This window comes from Paenibacillus sp. 1011MAR3C5, assembly GCF_003591485.1.
Lineage (GTDB): Bacteria > Bacillota > Bacilli > Paenibacillales > Paenibacillaceae > Pristimantibacillus.
Genome location: NZ_QZCF01000001.1, coordinates 610,608 through 635,670 on the forward strand (window position 1 = coordinate 610,608; position 25,063 = coordinate 635,670).

The window sequence follows — 25,063 nt, forward strand, 5'->3', positions numbered from 1 at the left end:
ATAATCATGTCTCCTCGCTTTATCGTTAATAGTTGTCATTCATCCTGCAAGTACATTCACTTACGGTTGAAGCTCAGCAGCAAGTGCGCTGATTGCGACCATACGCTGCTCGCCCTTCGCCATATCCTTCAGCGCAATCTCGCCGCGCTCCAGCTCATCGTCGCCAAGAATAGCGGTGAACCTTGCGCCGAGACGATCCGCAGACTTCAATTGGGCTTTCATCTTGCGGCCTTGGTAGTCGCGCTCCGCGTGAACGCCTTGCTGCCGAAGCTGGTATACCAATCGAGTCGCCTCCCGATCCGCTGCATCGCCAAGCGCGACGATATACACATCGATCTCATGCAGATTCGGGAGCTCCGTCTGCTGATGCTCCAGCAGAAGAATTGTGCGCTCCAGACCTAGGCCTAGTCCGACGCCCGGCTGCTCCGGTCCGCCGATATCGGATACGAGACCGTTATAGCGTCCGCCGCCGCCGATCGTATCGATTGCGCCAATCCCTTCCGCCTTGTACTCGAATGCGGTATGCGTGTAATAATCAAGGCCGCGAACCAACCTGTGATTTATCTCATAAGGAATGGACATATCCGTCAGGCACTGCTTCACCTTCTCGAAGTGAGCGCTGCACTCTTCGTCCAGACTGTCCAAAATGGAAGGAGCGCCTTCAAAATGCGCCTGATCGACTTTGCAGTCCAGTACGCGGAGCGGATTACGGTCCATGCGGGACTGACAGTCCTTGCACAGCAGCTCGCGCTTCGGATTCAGGAACGCCAGCAGACGCTCGCGGAATGCCGCTCGTACAGCCGGCGTGCCGACAGAGTTGATCTCGACGCGGACGCCCTTCAGGCCCACTTCGGTATAGAAGGTATAGCCGAGCGCGATAACCTCCGCATCCAATGCCGGATCGACAGCGCCGATCGCCTCAATGCCGAATTGGTGGAATTGGCGGTAGCGTCCCGCCTGTGCGCGCTCGTAGCGGAACATCGGGCCGATATAGTACAGCTTGCTGACATCCGGATCGCCGAACAGCTTGTTCTCCACGTAGGAGCGCACAACGCCAGCCGTTCCTTCCGGACGCAGCGTCAGGCTGCGCTCGCCGCGGTCGATAAAGGTATACATCTCCTTCTCGACAATATCCGTTGTTTCGCCTACACCGCGCTGGAACAATTCCGTGGACTCAAAGAGCGGCGTCCTGATTTCCCGGAAATTAAAACGGCGGCAGATGTCGCGGGCTTTGCCCTCTACGTATTGCCATCTCTCCACCGCGCCTGGCAATATATCCTGCGTTCCGGGCGATTTCTGAAATTTCATGCCTTTCCCTACCTTCTTCATTGATTCTCATCACAATCAAAAAAAAGCTCCCGTCCAATCGGCATCGCCGAAGGGACGAAAGCTTGTGCTTCCGTGGTACCACCCACATTCCGAACGGATCCGGTCAACGGATCGCTCGCTTGCAACGGGTAACGTCCGTTAATCGCAGTTCAGCTACTAAAAGCGATGCCATGCTGCATGGATGCATCATGCCCTCGTTCGCTGTCTGTTCTCGGGGAGGTCTTTCATTCATCCGTCATAAGGACGCTTGCAGCCAATTGGCGTCCCTCTCTGTGTACTTCGTGAAGAATTACTTTGTCCCGTCATAGAATCCATATATCGTATACTGATTGTTTATTTTACTTGCCGTTTGGCGGAAAGTCAAGAACGCGCAACAACTCTGGTGCCAATCCTGCGGAAACCCGTTCGCAAGACAGAAAAAAACCCGCAACATCGTGCAGGTCCAAAGTAAAAGTATATTTTAAAAAAGGGGGTCGAGATTTATTATAGGCCTTAGATGTTAATAGAACGTTAGCGATTGATTACAGGAATATTACAAATTAGAAAACGCTTTTATCACGCACGCCTAATTGCGGTTCCCCGATCGACCTGCATGCTGCGGTCTGCCTTCCCATTCCTCGGCTGCTTCCATATCCGCATCCAGCTCCGCCGCGATTCTGACTTCCCGCAGATCCGGATTCATTAACGCATTGGCAATTCGTTCTATACTCTGCTCTTTCCTCGACTGATGCATGACAGGCATACCTCCAACATCGGTAGTTCGCATGAGCGGCCGGCTTTCACGCCAACCCGCCATGCTGTCTACCTCTATTGTTGCCCGTCTGACCAATCTTAAGCGCCGCTCTCCAAAATTAGCGTCACGGGTCCATCATTGGTCAACTGCACGTCCATCATCGCACCGAACCGTCCCGTCTCCACGCGCAGCCCCAGCTCCCGAAGCGCATCATTGAACGCATTGTACAGCATCTCTGCCTGCTCCGGTCGCGCGGCGGCCATAAAGTTGGGCCTCCTGCCCTTGCGGCAATCTCCGTACAGCGTGAATTGGGATACGGACAGAATAGAGCCTCCAACATCCGTCACCGACAGATTCATCTTTTCCGATTCGTCTTCGAAAATTCTAAGGCCCGCTACCTTATCCGCCATCCAGCGTACATCCGCCATCGCATCCTCATGCGTAATGCCCACCAGCAGCACCAGTCCGGAATCGATGGAGCCGATCACTTCGCCTTCTACGGTTACTTTTGCCGCTTTGCTTCGTTGTGCCACAACTTTCAATGCATAATCTCCTTTATTGCATAATGCGCTGTACAGAATAGATATCTTGCACGCGCTTGATCTTCTCCACAACGGAGGATAGATGATCGACGTTGCGAATAAGCACCGTCATATGAATAAGCGCCATCTTGTTCTTGACGGATCGTCCCGTCACGGCAGAGATATTCGTCTTGCTCTCCGATACCGCATGCAGCACCTCGTTCAAGAGACCTCTGCGGTCATGGCCGGTAATCTCGATATCGACGCTGTAGTTCGCCTCCACCGATTCCTCCCATTCCACCTCAATGACGCGTTCCGCTTCTTCTCCGTCCGTGCCAAATGGAATGTTAAGACAGTCCATACGGTGAACCGATACGCCGCGGCCGCGTGTAATGTAGCCGACTATAGCGTCTCCCGGCACCGGGTTGCAGCAGCGGGCGAACCGAACGAGCAAATTATCGACGCCCTTCACCGTGACGCCATGATTTGGACGCCCCTTCTTGCCTGAAGCCGCTTTTATTTCCTTCTTCTCGTTCGTCAGCTCAATCTGGTTCGCTTCTTCTGCTTCGCGGCGCATCTTCTCCGTCAATTTGGTGCAGATCTGAGCTGCCGTGATACCGCCAAATCCTATAGCCGACATCATATCCTCAATGTCGTTGAACGTGAATTTGCCTGCTGCTTCCTGCAGCTTGTCATCCGTCATCCATACAGACGGCTCTAGGCCAAGACGCTTCAGCTCCCGCTCCAGCAGGTCGCGTCCCTTGGCGACATTTTCCTCGCGCTTCTCCTTCTTGAACCATTGCCTGATCTTGCTCCGGGCATGGGAGGATTGTGCGATCTTCACCCAGTCCTGACTTGGTCCGTACGAATGCTTCGACGTCAGAATCTCAACGATATCGCCAGTCTTCAGCTTATGGTCAAGCGGCACAATTCGTCCGTTCACCTTCGCGCCTATTGTCCGGTTGCCCACCTCCGTATGAATACGGTAAGCAAAGTCGAGCGGCACCGATCCCGCCGGCAGCTCGATAACCTCTCCGCTTGGCGTGAAGACGAATACAAGATCGGCGAAAAAATCCATCTTAAGTGATTCCATGAACTCCGCCGCATCGCGCGTTTCATTCTGAAGCTCCAGAATTTCGCGGAACCATGACATTTTGTCTTCAAAATTGCCGTCCGGCACAACCATGCCTTCTTTATACGCCCAGTGTGCAGCGATGCCGTACTCCGATGTACGGTGCATCTCCCACGTCCGTATCTGTACCTCGGTCGGCTCGCCGTTCGGTCCAATCACCGTCGTATGCAAGGATTGATACATATTCGCCTTCGGCATGGCGATATAATCCTTGAACCTGCCCGGCATAGGCTTCCACAGCGTGTGGATGATGCCAAGCGTCGCATAACAATCTTTAATATTGTCCACGATAATGCGAATCGCCATCAGATCATAGATCTCATTGAACTGCTTGTTGCGGCTCGTCATTTTTTTGTAGATACTGTACAGATGCTTCGGCCTGCCCGAAATATCGCCCTCGATGCCCATTTCCTCCAGCTTCTCGCGAATGCGGCCAATGACATCATCGATGAATTGCTCCCTCTCCGCCCGCTTCTTCTTCATCAGATTCGCAATGCGGTAATATTGCTGCGGGTTGAGGTAACGAAGCGCGATGTCCTCCATCTCCCACTTGATAGCAGAGATGCCGAGCCTGTGCGCGATGGGGCAAAAAATCTCCAGTGTCTCATAAGCAATTCTGCGCTGAGACTCTTCCGACTGGTATTTCAGTGTGCGCATATTATGAAGGCGGTCCGCCAGTTTGATCAGAATGACACGAATGTCCTGCGCCATCGCGACGAACATTTTACGATAATTTTCATTTTGCTGTTCTTCCTTGGATTGAAACCTGATCTTCTCGAGCTTGGTCAGTCCGTCCACCAGCATGGCACAGGTTTCGCCAAATTTCGCACGGACGGTCTGCAAATCCACAGTCGTATCTTCCACGACATCATGAAGAAGCGCTGTGATAATTGACAGCACGTCCATGCCCATATCCACCAAAATGTCAGCAACCGTAACAGGATGCAAAATATATGGCTCTCCTGATTTCCGCACTTGACCATGATGGGCTTGCTCAGCGAAATCATAGGCTTCCTTGATGCGTATGAGATCCTGCTCTTTCATATAGACGGATGCCTTCTCAAGTAACTGCTCTATGCCCATGAAACGTCCCTTTCCAAGCGTACGGGTTAACGCCATCTTATTCTCATATGCTATGCCGCTGCGGCATGATCCGAGTTTTCTAATATTATGCCTTTAAGTGAGCGGTTACGTCAACTTCCTGCGGAAGAAAAACGACGTCTTTTGACGCCAGACCGTTCATCCAATATCGCGCGATAGGGAAAAAAGCCCCGGCTTGGTGAATCGTCGGTAAGACGAGTCCATGCCGGGGCGCATTCAACAGCTTCTCTTGCGGCTGTATGATAGATGTCCTATTCGTATGTCATTAGAGAGAATACGTCAACGCCGTCCAATTTCGATCTGCCATTCAAATAAGCAAGCTCGATCAAGAAGGCAGCGCCAACCACTTCTCCGCCAAGCTGGCGAATCAGATTCATCGACGTTGCGATCGTGCCGCCGGTTGCCAGCAGATCGTCCGCAATAAGGACCCGCTGTCCTGGCGTGATCGCATCTTTATGCATCGCTAGTTGATCCTTGCCATACTCCAGATCATAGCTCGCTGTAATCGTCTCGCCCGGCAGCTTGCCGCTCTTGCGGATAGGCGCAAAGCCCACGCCAAGTGCCAGCGCAAGCGGAGCGCCAACGACGAAGCCCCGTGCTTCAGGTCCAGCGATAACGTCAATTTTCAGATGCTCAACCGCAGTGCGCATCTCTTCGATAACGGCACGGTAAGCCGCTCCGTCCTTCAGCAGTGTCGTAATATCTTTAAAGCGGATTCCCGGTTGCGGGAAGTCCGGAATAACTCGAATGTAATCCTTGAAATTGTATGATGCCTTCGACACGAATGGTCAACCCTTTCTTGTACACACTTGTTTAATTTGGAAATTGGAAATGTTTCAAGCGAGATCATGAAGACGGTCATGCTGCTCCTTCGCGGCACGATAACGTTCCGAAGACGCGAGCTCTCGCTTCTCCGGCGCAGCAGCTGCGACGTAAGCGCCATCATGACGTCCGATAAACTTCAATTCCTCGAATACGTCAAGCATAAGCTGAACGGCCTCCACAGTCAAGCCGACTTGCCCCGCTATTCGAAGAGCAATTCCTTGCTCTTGAACCCGATTTACTTTCCGCAGCCATTGATACACTTGACCGAATTGCTCCCGGCTTGGGAAGCTGGCCATCGGAGCAGGCATATAATGCAAATCATGCACTTGCAGCTGAGGCTTGCGCTGATTGTTCCACTCGTTGATCGACAGCTCGCCCACAACGTCCAGCCGGCTGCCTGCCGGCATGGCGGAAGCCATCTCCCCCATGCCAAAGCCGATGGCATCCAACAGCTTACGACCGCCGCCTAGCGCCAGCTTGAGGTGCTTGGAATCCTTGCCGATCGCTCTGCGATCTGCCAATTGAATGTCTCGGAACATGATTCGCGGAGATGGATTGCCGATGCCAAATGGCTCTAGGAGCGATAGCTGGCTAATGGTATCAAGCGTTGCATCCTCCAGGCTGCATTCCATATCCACCAGCGTCTTCGGTATCCAATGCTCTGGCGTCAGCCATTGCATCGCAAGCTCCGACATTCGCTTCTCCAGCTGCTCCAGATGATCCCGATGCAAGCTCATGCCAGCCGCAGCCTGGTGTCCCCCATAATGATCCATCAAAGACTCGCATTCCGTAAGGGCCGCATGAAGATCGAAGCCTTCTATGGATCGGGCTGAGCCCTTGCACATACCGCTCTCGGTATCAATGCCTAAGATAATGACCGGCCGATAATGTCTCTCCAGCAGCTTGGAAGCAACAATGCCGATGACGCCGACATTCCAGCTCTCCCCGCTTAACACAATAACCGAAGGCGGATCGATCCCTTGCTCCTCTGCGGCAAGTCGCTTCGTCAGCCACTGCTCCTCCGCTTCCTTCACGATAGACTCCACGATTCGCTGGCGCTCCTTATTCAGTGTATCCAATTGGATCGCCGATAGAATCGCTTCATCATATGCAGGAGTTGTAAGCAGCTCGACGGCCTTCTTCGCATGATCGAGCCTGCCTGCAGCATTGATGCGAGGTGCCATTCCGAATGCGATGCCTGTCGATACAATGGTCTGAAGCTCGATGCCCGTCGCTTCTGCCAAAGCCCGGAAGCCCGTACCAGGTTCCTTGCGCATCCGCTCCAGTCCATATCGAACCAAAATTCTGTTCTCATCGACCAGCGGCATCAGATCCGCAATCGTGCCGAGACTAACAATATCCGCCCACTCCAGCGGCGGCCTCTCCAGTAAAGCGGTGGCAAGCTTGAAGGCAACCCCTACACCAGCCAAACCCTTGAACGGATACATGCAATGCGTTTGCTTCGGATTCACCACGGCGCAAGCCTGCGGCAATTGCTCCGGCGGCTCGTGATGATCGGTTACAACAACGTCAATGCCAAGCGATGCGGCAAATTCAACCTCATCATATGCGCTAATCCCGGTATCAACTGTAACGATTAGCTTAACTCCATCATTGGCGGCCAGAGCAATAGCATCTTTGTTCAACCCATACCCTTCCAACGCCCGATGGGGTATGTAATAATCAAAATCTAGTTCCATGGTACGAAATACGTGAAAAAGCAGCGACGTGCTGGATACACCGTCCGCATCATAATCGCCGTATATGCGGATCTTCTCTTGATTGGCTCCTGCTTGCCGAATACGCTGAACCGCTTCCTCCATCCCGCTTAGCAAGTATGGATCATGCAGTCCGCTCTCGCCGCCATACAAGAATGCCCGAGCGCTCTCCTCGTCATGGTAGCCGCGTTGCACGAGCAAGCGGGCAACAAGAGGAGGAAGGTTCAGCCCCTTGCTCAACTTCCCGGCTGCACCTTCCCCCGACTCTTCCCATTCCGCAAGAGCCCAGCGTGTCTTTCTATGAATCATCAGGTTCTCACTCCTTCCTGCTGTCCGATAACGGCTATTGCAGCAGTGTCGGCATCTGCTCCTGATTAGGATCGTGATTGGATTTGTACGGATAACCGGGATCATAAGGCTCTACATAGATGGACACTTCCGTCAAATGATGAAACCGGTGCATCAGAAGCGTTCGAACCCGTTTTGCAATCTCTTGGCCTTCCAATACCGTAATACGGGGATTGACGCTGATAACGATCTCTGCCACAACGTAATGCCCATGCTCTCTGGCGCGAATGGATTGCACCGTAACGACGCCTTCCACACGCTGAACCACCTGCATCAGCTCATCCGCACTTTCATCTTGATCCGAATCCTTGTGATATCTTCGTGTGCCCCGAAACAGAACGTCCAGCACGTTGTCCCATATACGAGCTCTGCCCCGGGTCGTCTTCTTCCCATCTCGCGGTCTGGTTGACATATGAACCTCCTGAAAGATTTTGCGAAGCAAAACCTGACTTCGTAAGCAGCGGTTAGGTTTTGCGGAGCAAAACCTGCTTCGTAACGGCTCTCGGAAGCAGGCTGGCTCCACTCGCTTACCTTCTTATGATGTTACTAATCATCTATACGAATCGCACATGCGTGATCATTAAGGTGTTGGCTTGGCAGCAACCTTAGGCTTTTGCTTCTGGTTGCGCTTGAACAGGTACCACAGCGGGCTCGCTACGAAAATCGTGGAGTATGCGCCGCTGATAAGACCAACCAATAGCGCCAAGGAGAACATTTTGATCGACGGGCTGCCCAGCAAGAAGATACACACGGTCACAATAACAACCGTTAATACCGTATACAAGTTACGTGCCATCGTCTGCCAGATACTAGCATTGACCAGTTCAGCGAGCTGTGATTCGTTCTTAACGGATGCAAATCTCAGGTTCTCACGGATACGGTCAAAAATAACAATTTTATCATTGATAGAGTAACCAAGCGTCGTCAAGACGGCTGCGATAAACGGCAGATCTACCTCAAAGCGGAAGATGGAGAATACCGCAACCACGATAAAACTGTCATACAAAATAGAGATATTCGCGGCAAGCGCGAAACGCCACTCAAACCGGATCATGACATACAGCATAATCCCCAAGCTCGCAATCAATATTGCCCAAATCGTCTTAATCCCTAGTTCACGGGCAATATCAGGAGATACCACGTTTACCTCTGTGTCAATATCTTCACCGAATTTAGCCTTTAAAGCAGCCGTTACGGCGTTAGATTCTGATTGATCAAGAACATCATTAAACCGAATTGAAATACGGTCATTGTTCTGTCCGCCTACGGTAGGCGCTAGGCTTTCGTAGCCCACTGACTTCAGGACATCGTTCACTTCCTGCTGTGTCACAGCTTTGGTCGTGGATACATCCATATTCGAGCCTGCCTTAAAATCGATGCCTAGGTTCAATTGAAAAATAAAAAGCGACAATATGCCAATAAGTGTTGCCGCAAGGGAAGCAAACAAAAATTTATTGCGATTCCCTACGACATCATAACGAATTTTTGTTTCATAGTTCACGAATTTCACTCTCCTTCACGCCATAATAACCCGGCTTCATAAACTTGTTGCTTCGAACAAGAAGCGACAGCAAGTAGCGAGCGAGGAAGATATTCGTGAGAATACTAACCAGAATACTGAAGATCATCGTCAGTGCAAAGCCTTTAATCGCGCCATCACCGATGAAGTACAGAACAACACTGGCGATAATACTTGTAATATTGGCATCCATTATCGTACGGAACGAGTTTTTTGAACCGGACTTTAAGGATGATAGCATGCTCTTGCCGGTACGAATCTCTTCTTTGATCCGCTCAGCGGTAATAATATTGGCGTCGACCGCCATACCGACACCGAGTACGAATGCCGCGATGCCAGGCAAAGTGAGCGTTGCGTTCATCAGGTTTTGCACGAGCAAAAGCAGCCATGCGTACGTAATAATGGTAATCGCAGCAACAAAGCCCGGTACCCGGAAAATAACAACCATAAATACAAGAACAATCAAAGAGCCGATGATGCCGGCTGTAACCGTATCTTTAAGGGATTCCATTCCAAGCTTCGCGCCTACGCTTTGCGTATACTTGGCTTCAAGCTTGAGGGGCAGAGAGCCCATATTGATCAAATCGCGTAATTCTCTCGCTTTGTCAGCGGTCGATCCGCGCATTTCGATAACTGCGTTTTTACTTGCGATAACCGAATTAACTCCTGGATTAGAGATTAGTTCTTCATCCAAATAAATGGCCATAGACTGTCCAACCAGCTTGCCAGTCACTTCTTCAAACTTTTTTGCGTCCTTCAGTTCAATCGTGACCATGGGCTGGTTCATACTATCAAAGGCTAGTCCAGCAGCGTTTTCTACGAAGTCCGTACCAGTCAGCATGATCGTGCCATCAGGCGCACGGAACGTCAGATTAATAGGCTTGGACAACATTTGAAGCACTTCATCATCTTCGCTGTCGATGCCAGGGAGCTTGACACGAATGCGGTTTTTGCCCTCCGTCGTAATCTCAGGCTCTACCAATCCCGTATCGTCGATCCTCTTCTGCAAGCTTTGAGCCGTCTTCTTCAAGGTCTCCGGCGTTACAGCGGAACCACCCTCGAACGGAACGGCTTCGTACAATACCTCGTAACCGCCCTTTAAATCCAGCCCAAGCTTGACGCCATTGATTACCCACGGGCTTGTTGCGGCCATTGCCGCAAACCCGACAACCACAATGGCAAGGAAGGCAATTATTCTCTTCCCGAACATACGTTTGAATCCCCCTTATGATCTCAATATTCCCATTATACAGATGCGGCAAAAACGAGTCAAAAAAAGAAAGGCCCCGCCACTAGAACGGGTTACCCTTGAAAGCGCTAAGCGTCATGAAATTCATGAATTGCGTAATCTTGAGCGATAGAATATCATTCACCAGCTGATGCAGCTCCGGCTGGCCTGTCTTCGCATATTTGGCACTGACACAATCCCAAATCTCCTTGCCGTCCACATGCTCGTAGCCGATCAACCGGAATTCCTCCGCTTTGCTATGGCATAGTTCCTCGATCATGACGTCCAATTCCTCGTTGGCCATATGCTGCACCTCCTCGTTCGCGTTGCTGTCCCTTGTATATATTCGATCAACCGCCTCAATCTCCTGCCGACTCTCGAAGATGGTCCAAATTGACTGACATGGAAGAGGACATGCCGAGCATAAAGTGATAGTACATGCATGTCCGTGAACATAAACGCCTATGAGGCGTTACCTTCAATGAGAAGAGGTCCCGCTATGACAAAGCAATCCTTTATCAAGGGTGCGATGATACTGCTCGCCGCAGGCATCGTGAACCGCTTGCTCGGTTTTGTTCCAAGAATAGCCTTGCCCCGCATAATCGGAGCTGAGGGGGTCGGCCTATATCAACTGGCCTATCCTTTTCTGATTGTATTGCTGACGCTCATTACCGGCGGCATTCCTCTGGCCATCGCCAAATGGATTGCCGAAGCAGAGTCGTTAGGCGATACGAAGCGCGTCAAGCATATTTTTCGAATAGCTATGATCCTGACCATATCCATTGCGGTAGTGCTGACGATCGGGATGCTGCTATTCGCGCCGTTCATTATCCGCCATATCCTCCCTGACACCAGGGTTTATCGAGCCTTCCTTATGATGACGCCCATGCTGCTCATTGTCGGAGTTTCTTCTGTATTTCGGGGCTACTTTCAAGGCAAGCAGAATATGATTCCAAGCGCAGTGTCTCAGCTCGCCGAGACCATAGTCCGCATTATTGGCTCCCTGTTCTTAGCTTATTTATTCCTCCCGATGGGACTGGAATGGGCGGCGGCTGGCGCTATGCTCGGCGTCGTTGCCGGAGAAATCGGGGGATTGTTCGTCCTGTTATGGAAATATGTACGTGAAAAAAAGAAGGCAGCCGCAGCAAACGAGCCTCCTTCCTTGCCATCCAGCTACACGAAACCTCCCATTCTTCGCAAGCTGCTCGGACTGTCTATTCCCGTCACCGGCAGCAAGCTGGTCGGGTCCTTGTCCTATTTGCTCGAATCCATCTTCACTGCCCGCAGCTTGGCTGCCGCAGGCATCGTAACAGGCGTGGCTACCGCTCAATACGGCGCGCTGCAAGGTATGATTATTCCGCTCTTGCTGCTTCCTACAGCCTTAACCTATTCGCTTGCCGTCTCTCTAGTGCCGTCGTTATCTGAAGCTGCGGCACGGGGAGACAAAGCGCTTATTCAGAAAAGGCTTCACCAGTCGATGCGTATCGCACTTGTATCCGGAGCCCCATTCGTAGTCGTCATGGGCTTGTTCGCGGAACCGCTATGCCGGCTCATCTATGATCATCCCGAATATTCGCCAATGCTGCAGCTGCTATGCCTGGCTGGAATTTTCATCTATCTGCAGGCCCCCTTGCAAGCCGCTCTCCAAGCGCTGAACAAACCAGGAACCGCCCTGATGAATACCTTCATCGGGGCGGCAGTCAAGCTTGTATTGATTGTACAGCTGGCATCCAAGCCGGAGCTTGGCATTTATGGTGCAATCATTGCCATCAGCGTCAATATCGTATTGGTCACGATCCTTCACGGCATCAGCGTTATGCGATTCATCGGATTCCGAATGAACGTCTTGGACTTCCTTAAGGTCGGCGTCGCCATGACCATCATGGGTGCCGCCGCTCAGTGGACGATGAACCATTTTGTGCTATCCACCGAATGGCTGAGCATGATCATCGCTTGTCTGGTGAGCGCCATCATCTATATGCTGCTCATGATATGGATGCGGATCATTGACCGTTATGACATGGCTAGAATTCCTTGGCTAGGCATATGGTTCAAGTAATTTTTTTCTGATTCACATCTACAAACAGCTTCCCTTTATGGTCGATGGTACATAAGAAAACGTCCTTGAAATCGGTCACTTTCTGCTCCTGCAGCACATTTTTCAGCCAAAATCGCGTTTTCTCAATTTTCCCCAAATTCTCATCCTGCACTTTCCCGTCCATGATGAGCGGAATTGGCAATATTTCATACCGGAACCCGGGAGGAATAATTTTCTCCCTTCCTCGTGGCAGAGGTGTATGACTGGAAGTTTCTACATTAATATCAGGCGTCTCTGTGCCATGCGCAGAATCCGCTTCCTCTGCCCCATCCTTCGGTATAACAGACAGCTTGCCGCTTGTCTCCAGGATGGCGAACTCCACATCCGCAACGGATGTAATTTTGTTTTCGCGAAGCTGCAGCATCAGATCATCCAGATTATAACGCTGTTTGCGCATTACTTCCCGATTGATCTTGCCTTTGGCGATAATGACGCTAGGCTTGCCATCGAATAGCAGGCGCATCTTGCGATTGTTCATCGAAATCATCGCTGTGCTGACTTGTATAAGCAATAACATCACCATTGGGACTATGCCGTCCCACATGGATCGTTCGGTATCCTCAATAACGATTACCGCGATCTCCGCCACCATTACCGATATGACCAGATCAAGCACGGACAGCTTGCCGATTTCCCGCTTGCCCATAAAACGCATGATCAAAAACACGACGAAATAAATAACCGCCGTCCGGATTAACAGGCTCCAGATTTCCAAGTAAGCGCCTCCTCGAAAGTACCATACTGGCTGCCTAACCAGTTGTAACGTTGTACAGCTATTCTCACCCCGCCCATCGCTGATCATACGAATATTCGCACACGAATTAATGGCAATGATGCAACTCATTAGGCAAATATTGATTCTAGAGACCTGTACTATTTCAGCATGCTTGGCCATAAGGATAAGTAATACGCGAATATCGGATAGGAGGAATAGGATGAGTTCCGTCAAGCAAGCTCCCAAACCGCCGATTATCGGCTCGCCTGTGCTGGCTGGCGTCGTCTTTTCAATTATTTGGCTGGCGGCAGGCGCACTGCTGCTCTCCCTGTTGCTGCACTTCTCAAGCATGAAAGAAGGCAATCTGGGTACTTATTCCCTGCTCGTTCACAGCATTTCCGCTATGGCAGGCGGTCTTACATCCGGCAAGCGGTCGGAGCGGAAAGGCTGGTACAACGGCGGCTTGCTCGGTCTGATCTATGGCGTCATCGTCATGATAGTCAGCTTTCTCGCGGCCAATGCCGCACCGTCATGGAACAGCGCGCTTATCCTTGGAGCGGCATTGCTGGCAGGTGCGCTAGGCGGCATCATCGGTGTCAATCTCCGCAAATAAGAAATGGCCGACAAACCATAAGGTCTGTCGGCCATTCTATGTATGCACTCATTTATTCCGTTGCAGCTGCTGGTGCAGTGCTAACAATCGTGTTAACCGCGCTGCGCTCGAACGTCATCTTCGTCGTATCATTGACGCGAATAACAACTGTGTCATCCATCAATTCTACAACAGTGCCGTGCAAACCGCCGATCGTCGTAATCTTGTCGCCCTTTTTAATTTGATTTAGCATGGCTGTACGCTGCTTTTGCTTCTTCTGTTGCGGACGGATCAGCAAGAAATAGAATACGGCGAACATCAGAATGAAAGGCCAGATCAGCCCCCAAATTCCGCCAGCACCACCTGTTTCGGTTGCCAGAAACATCAAAATTCACCCCTTTCAAAATCCTTTGTCGTTATCATGAAGGCCGTAAGCGTCGAAGAAGGAATCCCTGAAGTCAAGCAGCCTGTCCTCCATGATGGCTTGACGAACGTCCCGCATGAGCTGCAAAAGGAAATGCAAATTATGATACGTCGTTAATCGCATGCCGAACGTTTCATCCGCCTTCAGCAAATGCCGAATGTAAGCACGAGAATAGTTCTGACATGTGTAGCAGGAGCAATTCGGATCCAGCGGCCCGAAATCCTCCGCGAACTTGGCGTTGCGTATGACGAGTCGCCCTCCGCTTGTCATGGTTGTCCCGTTTCTTGCAATTCGGGTTGGCAGCACGCAATCGAACATATCGACTCCGCGGATAGCCCCCTCAACCAATGCATCCGGAGATCCGACGCCCATCAAGTAACGCGGCTTGTTCGCCGGCAATTCAGGCACCGTATAATCAAGCACCTCGTACATCAGATGCTTAGGCTCGCCAACGCTCAGTCCACCAATAGCATACCCCGGGAAATCCATGGAAGTCAAATCTTTAGCGCTCTGAATACGCAAATCTTTGTGCATGCCCCCCTGAACAATTGCGAACAGGGCTTGGTCGTGAGGTCTCGCATGTGCCTTCAGACAGCGCTCTGCCCAGCGGGTCGTTCTTTCCGTCGATTGCTTGATATATTCATACTCCGCTGGATAAGGCGGGCATTCATCGAAAGCCATCATAATATCCGGACCAAGCGCGTTCTCAATCTCCATGACCACTTCCGGCGAAAGGAACAGCTTGTCCCCATTCAGATGGGAGCGGAAGTGAACGCCTTCCTCGGTGATTTTACGCATTTCACTCAAGCTGAACACTTGAAATCCGCCGCTATCCGTCAGAATTGGGCGGTCCCAATTCATGAATTTATGAAGACCTCCAGCGCGTTTGATCAGATCATGTCCCGGTCTGAGAAATAAATGATACGTATTGCTTAAAATAATTTGAGCGTCCATCGACTTCAATTCTTCCGGACTCATCGTCTTAACGGTCGCCTGTGTGCCTACCGGCATAAAGGTCGGTGTCTCAATAATGCCATGAGGTGTATGCACGCGTCCCAGACGCGCTCCGGATTGCTTGCATTGTTTGATTAATTCGTATTTAACAGCCACGTATTCACGTTCCATTCTTGTTATTTTAATAAATGAACATCGCGTCTCCAAAGCTGAAGAAGCGGTATTTATGCTCAATTGCTTCATGATAAGCTTTCATGATGGCATCCCTGCCAGCTAACGCACTGACCAGCATGACCAATGTTGATTTTGGCAAATGAAAGTTCGTTAGCAAGGCATTAACCAGCTTGAAGCTGTATCCCGGATAAATAAATATGGACGTCCAGCCGCTGCATGCCTGCAGCTCTCCGTCGCCGAATCTGTCCGCAAGCGTCTCCAGTGTCCGAGCCGAAGTGGTTCCGACAGCTACGATCCGCCTTCCGCTTCTCTTCGCCGCATTTAGCAATTCTGCATTAGCTTCATCCAACTCGTAATACTCTGCATGCATCTCATGCTCTTCCACCGTATCGACCGACATCGGCCGGAAGGTTCCAAGGCCAACATGCAGCGTTACATAGACGAGCTTAACCCCTTTTTCCTCCAGCTTCCGAAGGAAGGCTTCCGTAAAATGCAGGCCAGCTGTCGGAGCCGCTGCGGAGCCTTCATGGCGAGAATAAACCGTCTGGTAGCGTTCACGTTCATCCAACCGCTCCTTAATGTAAGGAGGCAGCGGCATCTCTCCCAGCCGGTCGAGCAGCTCTTGGAAGATGCCCTTATAGCGGAACTGGATAACCCTCGCTCCCATCTCACCTTCCGACAAAACTTCAGCTTCCATTAAAGGAGCGCCATTGCCGTCATCGCCGAACACGATTACAGCCCCGGTCTTCAGCTTCTTGCCAGGCTTGACGAGCGCCTCCCAGCGATCTTCGCCCAGCTGCTTCAGTAGCAGAAGCTCCGCTTTTGCTCCGGTATCCTTCTTGACGCCGAGCAGTCTGGCCGGAATCACTCTCGTATTATTCAAGACAAGGACATCGCCTGCTTGCAGCTTCTCTTCCAGATCCGTAAATATGCCGTGCTCGGCTGCTCCCGTTCCCTTGTTCAGCATAAGCAGCCTGGATGCCGTGCGATCCTGCAGCGGAGTCTGTGCGATCAGCTCCTCAGGCAGGTCGAAATCAAACCAATCCACATTCATCTCTTAACCTTCATTCCTTGGCTATAGTTATGCCCTTATAATAGTATTTCAAAATATATTGATAGTCATACCCTTGCTGGGCGAGACTTAACGCGCCATACTGCGACATGCCTACGCCATGGCCGAAGCCCGTGCCGTTAAAACTAAATGCCGGATTTTTGGTGGCCGCGCGAATGTCTCCATCTCCATCCAAGACATACATATAGTCTTGGCTATAAGAAGTCGACTTGCCATCCGCTCCCATCACATACACTTGTTTGGAGCTATCGGATTTGGTCGACTGTGCGCCGCCCGCGCCTTGAATAACTACCTTGCCCGTTTCCTCTACATTGAACAGCGTGCTTGGCAGCGACTCTCCTACTCCGAAGGCCGACCGAATGGAGTCAGGCGAGGAGAGCGCAATCGGGGTTCCGTTCACTGTCATTTCTATTGCACGGCCGGATACCCCGCGAGCGCTAACCTCCACCGACGTAACCGAACCCGTTAGCTTTGGATTCATACGCGAATTGATGACGGTCAGCAGTTCTTCACCCGTAAAGGGGCCTCTGATCCAATTCATCGAATTGGATTGCAGCACTTGCTCCAGCTCAATGACTTTTGCTCCGCTTTGCAGTTGGGCCACGACCGGAATCGAATCCTGAATGACAGGATGGCGGCGAATGTTCGTGCCGTCCGTCGTCAATTCCAGAATGCGGCTGCCTGCAGCCGTCTTCTGACCAGTATCCTTGACCAGATCCTCACGGATATACCCAACCTTACCGCTTGGGAGAACTACGCGATGCCAGCTTTGCAAGCCCGCTTCCGCTGAAGCGTCTGGACTGGACACGGACTGCAAATAAGGAATTTCGTTCTTCCATACATCTCTCGCATCTGCCGTCATCCCGCCGCCATTGGAGGAGAACACGGCTTCGATAACTTTGCCGTTATAGAGCGCCACCTCGCCTTTGGTCGCTTCAACCGCTTCCGTAGACGATGGCTTTTCCACACCCGTTCCATAATACGCTTGGCTTTGTGTCGTATCGACAACATGGGCGATTTGGAACCCGAAGCCTTTGTTCAATGCATAGGATCTAGCAGCAACCGCCTGCGCCTTCAACGCTTCGATCGGCCAGGATGTGTACATCTCCGCGGCAACAACCGAATACAAGTATTGCTCGAATGGAAGTTCATTGATGACTGCAAGCTTTCCGTTGAATGCGCTCAGCTCGAAGCTGCCGCGATACGTTCGATTGCTGCGCTCGGTCAGTCCGATTGGCTGAGCACCAGCAGGCGCCGCCCATACTTTCATATCGCTCGCAGGGAAGGCATACAGCTCAAGAGCCGAATCCGGCTTGCCGCTAATCGAATGATCGGCGCGAATCAACATATAAGGCGAGCTTGTATCCATTGGCTTCAAAGAGGCGCCACTCGGCGCTTTCACAGCCTCTGCTTGCAAGCTCTTCAACTCGTCCGCTGTTGACGCACCGCCGACTAGTACCGAATAGACCGCACCCTTCGCTCCCGCTCTTGCCGCAACATATGCATCCAATCCGGCACCGCCGAACGAAGCCGCCAAAGACTGCGCCGCTGCCTTGCTCTCCAAAGCTGGCGACTCCAGACGCAGCGGTCCATGCTGAACAGGCTTATAGCCGCCGAGCAGACCCCTCAGCTTCGCATCCGCATTCCATCGGCCAAGCGCTGCTGCCGATTCCTGAGCCGAGGCGTACGTGCCCTCGTACACTTGATACTGCGTGCCTCCGTTTTTGGGAACCGATGTGATATAACCCATTCCTCTGACGGATTGGATATGCAGATAGACAGCCCAAGCGTTGGCAAAATTCGCCGTCTCGATGAGCTTAACTTTATAATCATCTACGGCAAAGCGCACGCTTCTGCCCGCTTCTACAGCAAACCATTCTTGGAACCCCGTAGGCTCACGCGAGCCAATCCTGATTCCGCCTGCAGATTGAAAGGTTGCTGCAGCGGTCATCGACTCATATTTGCCAGGCAATTGAAGGAACATCGCAACTCTGATCGTATCTAGCGCTGGAACGGCTGCCCTCGTAGGCTGGACAGACAAGGTCGACACCAGCACAAGCAGCGCCACAGTCGCCAGAGACAGTCTTTTCCATGATGCTTTAAACGTCATTCTGTTCTCCTCTCTCTTACCGCACTTTTGATCATTTATACTTCTATAGTGTGTACTCACTTAATTACGTTTCGGTATAGGCAAGCCCAAATGGGTATAGGCACTATCCGTCGCAATCCGTCCTCTCGGCGTACGCTGCAAAAATCCGATCTGCATCAAGTACGGCTCGTATACATCCTCGATCGTTTGGCTCTCTTCGCCGATCGTCGCCGCGATTGTATCTAGTCCGACCGGACGGCCGGAGAACGTCGTCATCATGGCATGAAGCATTTTATGATCGATATGGTCCAGTCCCATTGGATCAACTTGAAGCAATTCAAGCGCAGAGCGGGCAATGTCATGCGTGATGACACCGTCTCCCCTCACTTGGGCAAAGTCTCTAACACGCTTCAACAGCCGATTGGCTATACGCGGTGTCCCTCTGGAACGCATCGCGATTTCTGCCGCGGCTTCCCCTACGATCGTTACATCCAATATCTCAGACGCGCGTGATACAATAAACGCCAGTTCATCCACCGTATAAAACTCCAGCCGGCTCACGACCCCGAATCGGTCACGCAAAGGCGCGGACAACAATCCCGCTCTTGTCGTGGCGCCGATCAGGGTGAATGGCGGCAGATCAAGCCGCACAGAGCGTGCGCTTGGCCCTTTGCCAATCATGATGTCCAGCGCAAAGTCCTCCATCGCAGGATATAGCACTTCCTCTACGGTCCGGTGAAGCCGATGTATCTCGTCGATGAACAGGACATCTCCCTCCTGTAGATTCGTCAGCAGGGCAGCCAGATCGCCCGGTCTCTCAATCGCAGGGCCTGACGTCGTTCTGAGGTTAACCCCCAGTTCATTGGCGATGATATTCGAAAGCGTCGTCTTGCCTAGTCCAGGCGGACCGTACAGCAAGACATGATCCAGCGCTTCCTTTCGCATCTTGGCGGCCTCAATATAGATAGTCAAATTTTCTTTGACCTTCGACTGCCCGATATATTCGGCCAAGTACCGCGGACGCAAGCTTAGCTCGACAGCTTGGTCTTCCATCATCAGGTTGGCGGAAATAATTCGATCATCCATCGCTTGCTGTTACCTCCTTCTTCCGTTACCCTTTAAACAATTGCTGCAATGCCCGCTTCATAAGCGAATCTACGGTCTCATCCGGTTTAACGCTTTCCTGCAATCCATTCCAGGCCTTGTCCAGCTCGGCGGCTGTATAACCAAGTGCAGCCAGTCCCTCGCGGGCTTCCTTCCATGCCGTGCCTGCTCCTTGCCCGTCGGCGTCTCCCGCAAGCTCGGCTGCGAATCCAGCTGCGGTAAGCAGCCCCCCCTCCGGAATAGCGAAAAACAGCTTATCCTTGAGATCCAGTATCATGCGCTGCGCTGTTTTCTTCCCGATCCCCGGCAGCTTGGTCAGCAATCCGATATTTTCCTGTTGGATCGCCGATACGACCGACTCCGGCTTTCCTGCAGACAACACTCCCAGCGCTACTCTTGGTCCGATGCCTGATACATCCAGCAGCTTGCGGAACAGCGTCTGCTGCTCCCTCGATTCGAATCCGAACAGCAGAATGGCATCCTCGCGCACATGATGGTGAATATAGACCGTCACAGCTTCCTCCTTGGCCGCAAAGACATAAGGATTAGGGACGAACACTCGATAGCCGATATCCCTGACATCCATTACAATGTATTCTGCTTCCATATGTACAACCGGCCCGCGCAAATAGTCGATCACGACCGCTTCACCTCGTTTATTTTCTGTGTCATGACAGCAGAGTGCGCATGGCAGATTGCCACGGCAAGCGCATCCGCTACGTCATCAGGCTTCGGAATAGCCGACAGCTTAAGAAACATCTTCACCATTTCCTGTACCTGCCTCTTCTCCGCCTTGCCATATCCGACGACCGACTGCTTCACTTGCAGCGGCGTATATTCTGCAACCGGCAATCCTCTCTGGGCCGCTGCCAATATAATAACGCCCCGCGCCTGTCCGACGGCAAACGCCGTCGTGACGTTACGATTGAAGAATAGTTTCTCCACCGCGACGGAGTCCGGCTTATACCTGTCCATCAGCGCTCCGGCCGATTCGTAGATTTGGACTAACCGTTCCTCCTGCGGTGTATGCGCCTCTGTCGTAATGGCGCCGTACTGCACAGGTGTAAGCTTATGTCCTGCTTTGTCTATAAATCCGAAACCCGCAATCGCAATACCGGGGTCAATTCCTAAAACACGCAATTCGCCAACTCCCTACCAACCTATCAAACGAAATTAGGCCTGTCTATCATTATAGCAAAACTTGCCGAGAATGAGAACGAACGTTTGATGTTTCTAATGAGCGATGACTAATTGAAGGACTGACCCCCCCTTATTGTCATAACAAAAAACCTCTCTTCGTCTGACTCAAGAGAGGTTGTGTTCGGCGGCAATGCCGCTTTTACGGAGCTTGTCCGCTAATAAGCCTGCTTCATCGCTCTTTCATCATGCTGCACGGCATAATCGCTGAAGGTAGACAGGACACTGTTGTATTCATCAATATCATTGACGCGGATACCTTGATTCAACAGATTCAGCTGCTGCTGCGGCAGGCTGCTTTCCATATAGCGAATATCTAATTGGAAGAAGGTCCGCATGACCTTCTCTTCTTTTGGCGTACCGTCGAACAGGGAGAAGTTCCCGCGCTTATCTACGCCAAAATGCGCATGCTCCCTGCAGTAATCGGATAAGTCCTCGATGCGATGCACCAGCATGACCGTTTCATTATCCCTTTGCAGCACCGCGCTCCATTCCGGATGATTGGACAGCAGCATTACGACCTCATGAGTACTCAACCTTCCCATTGGCTCCGTTTCTTCACCGCATACATAGATGCGCTGCAGAACGACAGGAACTGCTTCTTTCTTTTTTTTCAAATACGGTATGATGGACGGCCCCATATTCATCTGTGTCGATTTCTTCGCTATCTCTTGCTCTGCTTGTGAAATCCCCCATTTGCCGTCCTTTGCATGAGCCGCTACAGGCATTACGGCAGTTGAAGCGATCAGCAGCCAGCATACGAGCCCGCCTAAGGTCCAGAGCGGTCTGCGATTTCTGCGCAGCCTTCGTTTCAATTGCTTCCACAGGCTGAATGTCATCATGAGGAAGCCCCCTTTATTACGTTTTCCGATAGTCTGCTCCAAACTTGTATAATTATTCAAATTTAATGATAAAAGAAAAAACAAACCGATCGGTTGAGGTTCCTGATCGGTTTGCCCATTTATTACGTATGCGGTTTGCAGCCCTTGTTAAAAGATAAGCTTCCTATTGCTGCTAACGATTCAGCCAAGGACGGCTGCCGCCTTTTCTTTTCTTTTTGGAACTGGGAGCGACGGTACGAATGACTGCTTTCTTGCCTTTTTTACGCGGTTTTGCACTTGTCGATTTTGCCATTCCTGTCGCGTTCGTCAATTCATCTTCCCTTTTTCCTCCGCAGCCGCAATCATCCTTTGATTTGCCCGCAGGTGACACGGGAGCCGCATTGTTCGGCCATCCAGGATACGGATAACCGCTGGGGTAGCTGTTCAGGTAGGCGTTGGGATAGCTGTTCGGCATACCTGCATACCCCGGCGGCGGGTACATGGCCGAATAGGCCGATAAGCCTTGAGCATTTGCATAAGGTGAAACCATACCCGCGTTTGGTGCATTGGACATTGGTGAGACCATGCCCATATTCGGTGCATTGGACATCGGCGAGACCATGCCCGCATTAGGACCAAAGCTTGACGGAGACAAAGCTGCATTTTCCCCCATTCCATAGTAGGAATGATTGCCTCCATGGCCCCAGTCAGGACCTGCGCCGTATGGCATAATGGATGAATTCGGATAGCCGGACATGAACGTTCCAGGCGGACAATCATAAGGATACATTGGCTGTGTCTCCGAATAAGGAGCAAGATTAGGCTCGGCATTGACACTATACGGCATTACGCTGTTCGGCATGCCATAAGGCTGAATATTCGAAGCATTGGCTTCCGGATAGTTCGGCAGGTCATAGAGCGACATGACGTCAGAGGACGGAGTGCCATATTGTTGGAACAGGTCAATGCTCTCCATATATTCGGTGTTGGATGCGCTAAGTTTCTTCTCTGCTGATTTTTCGATAGGCAATGGTTTTTTGCCGGCATATGGCGTCACTTTAGTCGCCGGTGCATTGGACAAAGGTGCTAGGTTGGCGTTGGGTCCAGCGTTAGACGAGAAGGGCGCCATATTTCCTGTTGCAAGCGGCGCGATGTTCGTTGACATAGGGCTCATGTTGCCCATGGACTGCGGAGCCATGTTCGATGACAGCGGGCCTACGTTGCCGGTAGACAGCGGCGCGATGTTCGTTGACATAGGGCTCATGTTACCCATGGACAGCGGAGCCATGTTCGATGACAGCGGGCCTACGTTGCCGGTAGACAGCGGCGCGATGTTCGATGACATAGGGCTCATGTTACCCATGGACAGCGGCGCAACGTTCGAAGACATAGGTGCGATGTTACCCGTGGACAGCGGCGCAATGTTCGTTGACATAGGTGCCATGTTACCCGTGGACTGCGGCGCGATGTTCGATGACATAGGACTCATGTTACCCATGGAATGCGGCGCGATGTTCGATGACATAGGGCTCATGTTGCCCATGGACAGCGGCGCAATGTTCGATGACATAGGTGCCATGTTACCCGTGGACTGCGGCGCGATGTTCGATGACATAGGGCTCATGTTGCCCATGGACAGCGGCGCAATGTTCGATGACATAGGGCTCATGTTGCCCATGGACTGCGGCGCGATGTTCGTTGACATAGGGCTCATGTTGCCCATAGACAGCGGCGCAATGTTCGAAGACATAGGTGCCATGTTCGATGACAGCGGGCCTATGTTGCCGGTAGACAGCGGCGCCGTATTTGAGGATAACGGAGCTGTCTTGCCTGTGCCGAGCGGCGCTGCTTTCGATGCCAAAGGAGCTGTTTTTCCAGTAGCCAATGGCGCAATATTACTATTAGCCGCAGGGGCCGGATTTGAAGACAGTGGAGCAATATTGCTGTTTGCGAGCGGCGCAACGTTGTTCCCTGCTAACGGACTAATGTTGTTCCCTGCTAACGGACTAATGTTAGACGATAAAGGAGCTGTTTTCCCGGTTGACAGCGGCTCTTGCTTTTTGGCTGCAAGCGGTTCAGCCTTTGTAGCCAAAGGCTCAACTTTCTTTGATGCCAGCGGCTCTACTTTCGTAGCCAAAGGCTCAACTTTCTTTGATGCCAGAGGTTCTACTTTCGTTGCCAACGGCTCTACTTTCGTTGCGAGCGGTTCTACTTTCTTAGACAGCGGCTCTACTTTTTTCTCAGCGGCTGGCTCTACTTTGGCAGCAGGCGGCTTTGGTGCTGGCGCAGGCGGTACAGGAGAGACGATCGGTGCTGTCGGTTTTTTCTCCGCTACAGGAGCCGTATTTTTCTTCTCCGTTGCAAGACCTGTGAACGTTTTGCCAACAACCGACGGGGCAGTGGACAATTTTCCTACGATCCCCTGAACGCCTTGCATAAGCGAAGACGGGTGAAGCGGATGCGTTGGGGTTTTGCCGCCTACGTTTTGCTGTGTGATAGTCGTCGGCATCTGCGCATCGGCTTTAGGTATGTTTACAACCTCTCCTGTCAAAAGCACGTTAGGATTTTTGAGATGCGGGTTCGCATGAATCATCGTGGCCAGCGGAACACCCCAAGCTTTGGAAAGCTTCCAAAGCGTATCTCCTTGTTTGACGACATGCTGATGCATGATATCCATTCCACTCACTCCATTCTGTGCAGTAGGGGTCGATGGAATCTTCAGCTTCATACCTACCTCCAGCACATCCGGATTCGTAATCCCCGGGTTGAGTTTCAAAATTTCTTCGAGCGGCACGTTATACTTCTGACCGATAAAGTATAAGGTATCGCCACTTTTGACCATATGGATTCTCACTCGCCGATGACCTCCTGTCACGTTCTGAATAACTTGGCAAGGCTAATGCCCGTTATCAATCTCTACATCCTATGCAGCTTATAGGCAGGTGTCTCCACTTTATTTGAAAAAAATAGTCATTTCGCTCAAAGAACTGACATAGGTACAAGCTAATGGGAGCAAGGACTGCTTGGTTGGGAAGAGGAGTCGTATGACCTTATTTCAATCGGAGCAAATATTGAAGCTTGTTGAGTGCAAAGATGCGCAACTGGGTGGCGTGAGACTGAAAATCAGGCAAACGTTCCCTATTGCGTCGCTAGCGCTGCAGGTTCGATTGCGATGAATGAATTGAGTTCAGGTATGGGCTGATCTAAAAGGATAAAGTTGAAAAGAAGTCGCTGCAAGAACAAGCTGCATAATCCTTCTACACAATAAGCTGCACATAAAAAACAACCCTTTGCTGATGTAGAGGACTTCAGCGCATCTCGCGCGGTCATCTACACACGTACAAAGGGTTGTATATGGTTGAAATACAG

The 25,063-nt window shown here is 51.5% G+C and carries 22 protein-coding genes; 2 read left to right on the forward strand and 20 right to left on the reverse strand.

Features of this window, described 5'->3' with window-relative positions:
- Window positions 1-60: 60 nt before the first annotated feature.
- The 10 genes from hisS to D3P07_RS02805 all read right to left on the reverse strand — a co-directional run bounded on the left by hisS (window position 61) and on the right by D3P07_RS02805 (window position 10,758).
- Complete coding sequence (hisS, locus tag D3P07_RS02765; protein WP_119798959.1) at window positions 61-1,308, reverse strand: histidine--tRNA ligase; 1,248 nt, start codon at window positions 1,306-1,308, stop codon at window positions 61-63.
- A gap of 586 nt (window positions 1,309-1,894) precedes the next feature.
- Entirely contained in the window at window positions 1,895-2,062 is a 168-nt protein-coding gene (locus D3P07_RS26835; protein WP_182914152.1) for a hypothetical protein, read from the reverse strand.
- A gap of 98 nt (window positions 2,063-2,160) precedes the next feature.
- Entirely contained in the window at window positions 2,161-2,604 is a 444-nt protein-coding gene (gene dtd, locus D3P07_RS02770; protein WP_119798534.1) for a D-aminoacyl-tRNA deacylase, read from the reverse strand.
- Window positions 2,605-2,617: 13 nt separating this feature from the next.
- Window positions 2,618-4,798 (reverse strand): RelA/SpoT family protein, encoded by a 2,181-nt coding sequence (locus tag D3P07_RS02775; protein WP_119798535.1) that lies wholly within the window; start codon window positions 4,796-4,798, stop codon window positions 2,618-2,620.
- A 269-nt stretch (window positions 4,799-5,067) separates the two neighbouring features.
- On the reverse strand, window positions 5,068-5,598 hold the full coding sequence (locus D3P07_RS02780; RefSeq protein WP_119798536.1) for an adenine phosphoribosyltransferase: 531 nt from the start codon (window positions 5,596-5,598) through the stop codon (window positions 5,068-5,070).
- Window positions 5,599-5,652: 54 nt separating this feature from the next.
- The gene (gene recJ, locus D3P07_RS02785; RefSeq protein WP_119798537.1) at window positions 5,653-7,668 is read right to left on the reverse strand and encodes a single-stranded-DNA-specific exonuclease RecJ; all 2,016 of its coding nucleotides are present in this window, start codon (window positions 7,666-7,668) and stop codon (window positions 5,653-5,655) included.
- A gap of 34 nt (window positions 7,669-7,702) precedes the next feature.
- Complete coding sequence (locus tag D3P07_RS02790; protein WP_119798538.1) at window positions 7,703-8,119, reverse strand: cation transporter dimerization domain-containing protein; 417 nt, start codon at window positions 8,117-8,119, stop codon at window positions 7,703-7,705.
- Between the two features lie 168 nt (window positions 8,120-8,287).
- Window positions 8,288-9,208 carry a protein translocase subunit SecF gene (gene secF, locus D3P07_RS02795; RefSeq protein WP_119798539.1) on the reverse strand — a complete coding sequence of 307 codons (921 nt, stop codon included), beginning with the start codon at window positions 9,206-9,208 and terminating at the stop codon, window positions 8,288-8,290.
- Entirely contained in the window at window positions 9,198-10,436 is a 1,239-nt protein-coding gene (gene secD, locus D3P07_RS02800; RefSeq protein ID WP_119798540.1) for a protein translocase subunit SecD, read from the reverse strand. Before secD ends, secF begins: the two co-directional genes overlap by 11 nt.
- A gap of 82 nt (window positions 10,437-10,518) precedes the next feature.
- Window positions 10,519-10,758 carry a post-transcriptional regulator gene (locus D3P07_RS02805; protein WP_119798541.1) on the reverse strand — a complete coding sequence of 80 codons (240 nt, stop codon included), beginning with the start codon at window positions 10,756-10,758 and terminating at the stop codon, window positions 10,519-10,521.
- A gap of 195 nt (window positions 10,759-10,953) precedes the next feature.
- Here D3P07_RS02805 and spoVB point away from each other — a divergent pair, with 195 nt between their 5' ends.
- Window positions 10,954-12,513, forward strand: a complete 1,560-nt coding sequence (spoVB, locus tag D3P07_RS02810) for a stage V sporulation protein B (RefSeq protein ID WP_119798542.1) — start codon at window positions 10,954-10,956, stop codon at window positions 12,511-12,513.
- Here the strand turns inward: spoVB and D3P07_RS02815 are convergent.
- Window positions 12,506-13,267, reverse strand: a complete 762-nt coding sequence (locus D3P07_RS02815) for a YetF domain-containing protein (protein WP_259391312.1) — start codon at window positions 13,265-13,267, stop codon at window positions 12,506-12,508. The genes spoVB and D3P07_RS02815 overlap by 8 nt on opposite strands.
- Window positions 13,268-13,487: 220 nt before the next feature.
- Here D3P07_RS02815 and D3P07_RS02820 point away from each other — a divergent pair, with 220 nt between their 5' ends.
- On the forward strand, window positions 13,488-13,880 hold the full coding sequence (locus tag D3P07_RS02820; RefSeq protein ID WP_119798544.1) for a TIGR04086 family membrane protein: 393 nt from the start codon (window positions 13,488-13,490) through the stop codon (window positions 13,878-13,880).
- Between the two features lie 52 nt (window positions 13,881-13,932).
- Here D3P07_RS02820 and yajC read toward each other — a convergent pair whose 3' ends face one another.
- From yajC to D3P07_RS02865, 9 genes are all read right to left on the reverse strand, one after another.
- Entirely contained in the window at window positions 13,933-14,244 is a 312-nt protein-coding gene (gene yajC, locus D3P07_RS02825) for a preprotein translocase subunit YajC (protein ID WP_119798545.1), read from the reverse strand.
- 15 nt (window positions 14,245-14,259) lie between these two features.
- Complete coding sequence (gene tgt, locus D3P07_RS02830; protein WP_259391313.1) at window positions 14,260-15,393, reverse strand: tRNA guanosine(34) transglycosylase Tgt; 1,134 nt, start codon at window positions 15,391-15,393, stop codon at window positions 14,260-14,262.
- Window positions 15,394-15,418: 25 nt separating this feature from the next.
- Complete coding sequence (gene queA, locus D3P07_RS02835; protein WP_119798547.1) at window positions 15,419-16,465, reverse strand: tRNA preQ1(34) S-adenosylmethionine ribosyltransferase-isomerase QueA; 1,047 nt, start codon at window positions 16,463-16,465, stop codon at window positions 15,419-15,421.
- A 10-nt stretch (window positions 16,466-16,475) separates the two neighbouring features.
- The gene (locus tag D3P07_RS02840; RefSeq protein ID WP_119798548.1) at window positions 16,476-18,593 is read right to left on the reverse strand and encodes a SpoIID/LytB domain-containing protein; all 2,118 of its coding nucleotides are present in this window, start codon (window positions 18,591-18,593) and stop codon (window positions 16,476-16,478) included.
- Window positions 18,594-18,653: 60 nt separating this feature from the next.
- A complete protein-coding gene (gene ruvB / locus D3P07_RS02845; protein WP_119798549.1) occupies window positions 18,654-19,658 on the reverse strand; it encodes a Holliday junction branch migration DNA helicase RuvB in 1,005 nt (334 codons plus the stop codon).
- Window positions 19,659-19,683: 25 nt separating this feature from the next.
- Window positions 19,684-20,316, reverse strand: coding sequence for a Holliday junction branch migration protein RuvA (gene ruvA, locus D3P07_RS02850; protein ID WP_119798550.1), 633 nt, complete (start codon window positions 20,314-20,316; stop codon window positions 19,684-19,686).
- Window positions 20,313-20,816, reverse strand: coding sequence for a crossover junction endodeoxyribonuclease RuvC (gene ruvC, locus D3P07_RS02855; RefSeq protein ID WP_119798551.1), 504 nt, complete (start codon window positions 20,814-20,816; stop codon window positions 20,313-20,315). Before ruvC ends, ruvA begins: the two co-directional genes overlap by 4 nt.
- A 215-nt stretch (window positions 20,817-21,031) precedes the next feature.
- Window positions 21,032-21,715: a BofC C-terminal domain-containing protein gene (locus D3P07_RS02860; RefSeq protein ID WP_119798552.1), complete on the reverse strand. Its 684-nt coding sequence runs from the start codon at window positions 21,713-21,715 to the stop codon at window positions 21,032-21,034.
- A gap of 172 nt (window positions 21,716-21,887) precedes the next feature.
- Window positions 21,888-24,548 carry a LysM peptidoglycan-binding domain-containing protein gene (locus D3P07_RS02865; RefSeq protein ID WP_119798553.1) on the reverse strand — a complete coding sequence of 887 codons (2,661 nt, stop codon included), beginning with the start codon at window positions 24,546-24,548 and terminating at the stop codon, window positions 21,888-21,890.
- Window positions 24,549-25,063: the final 515 nt, after the last annotated feature.

Bases quoted from the DNA above. Each gene is read 5' to 3' on its own strand.
- hisS (WP_119798959.1), bottom strand. From the start codon at position 1,308: ATGAAATTTCAGAAATCGCCCGGAACGCAGGATATATTGCCAGGCGCG.
- D3P07_RS26835 (WP_182914152.1), bottom strand. From the start codon at position 2,062: ATGCATCAGTCGAGGAAAGAGCAGAGTATAGAACGAATTGCCAATGCG.
- D3P07_RS02775 (WP_119798535.1), bottom strand. From the start codon at position 4,798: ATGGGCATAGAGCAGTTACTTGAGAAGGCATCCGTCTATATGAAAGAG.
- recJ (WP_119798537.1), bottom strand. From the start codon at position 7,668: ATGATTCATAGAAAGACACGCTGGGCTCTTGCGGAATGGGAAGAGTCG.
- D3P07_RS02790 (WP_119798538.1), bottom strand. From the start codon at position 8,119: ATGTCAACCAGACCGCGAGATGGGAAGAAGACGACCCGGGGCAGAGCT.
- secD (WP_119798540.1), bottom strand. From the start codon at position 10,436: ATGTTCGGGAAGAGAATAATTGCCTTCCTTGCCATTGTGGTTGTCGGG.
- D3P07_RS02805 (WP_119798541.1), bottom strand. From the start codon at position 10,758: ATGGCCAACGAGGAATTGGACGTCATGATCGAGGAACTATGCCATAGC.
- spoVB (WP_119798542.1), top strand. From the start codon at position 10,954: ATGACAAAGCAATCCTTTATCAAGGGTGCGATGATACTGCTCGCCGCA.
- D3P07_RS02820 (WP_119798544.1), top strand. From the start codon at position 13,488: ATGAGTTCCGTCAAGCAAGCTCCCAAACCGCCGATTATCGGCTCGCCT.
- yajC (WP_119798545.1), bottom strand. From the start codon at position 14,244: ATGTTTCTGGCAACCGAAACAGGTGGTGCTGGCGGAATTTGGGGGCTG.
- queA (WP_119798547.1), bottom strand. From the start codon at position 16,465: ATGAATGTGGATTGGTTTGATTTCGACCTGCCTGAGGAGCTGATCGCA.
- D3P07_RS02840 (WP_119798548.1), bottom strand. From the start codon at position 18,593: ATGACGTTTAAAGCATCATGGAAAAGACTGTCTCTGGCGACTGTGGCG.
- ruvB (WP_119798549.1), bottom strand. From the start codon at position 19,658: ATGGATGATCGAATTATTTCCGCCAACCTGATGATGGAAGACCAAGCT.
- D3P07_RS02860 (WP_119798552.1), bottom strand. From the start codon at position 21,715: ATGATGACATTCAGCCTGTGGAAGCAATTGAAACGAAGGCTGCGCAGA.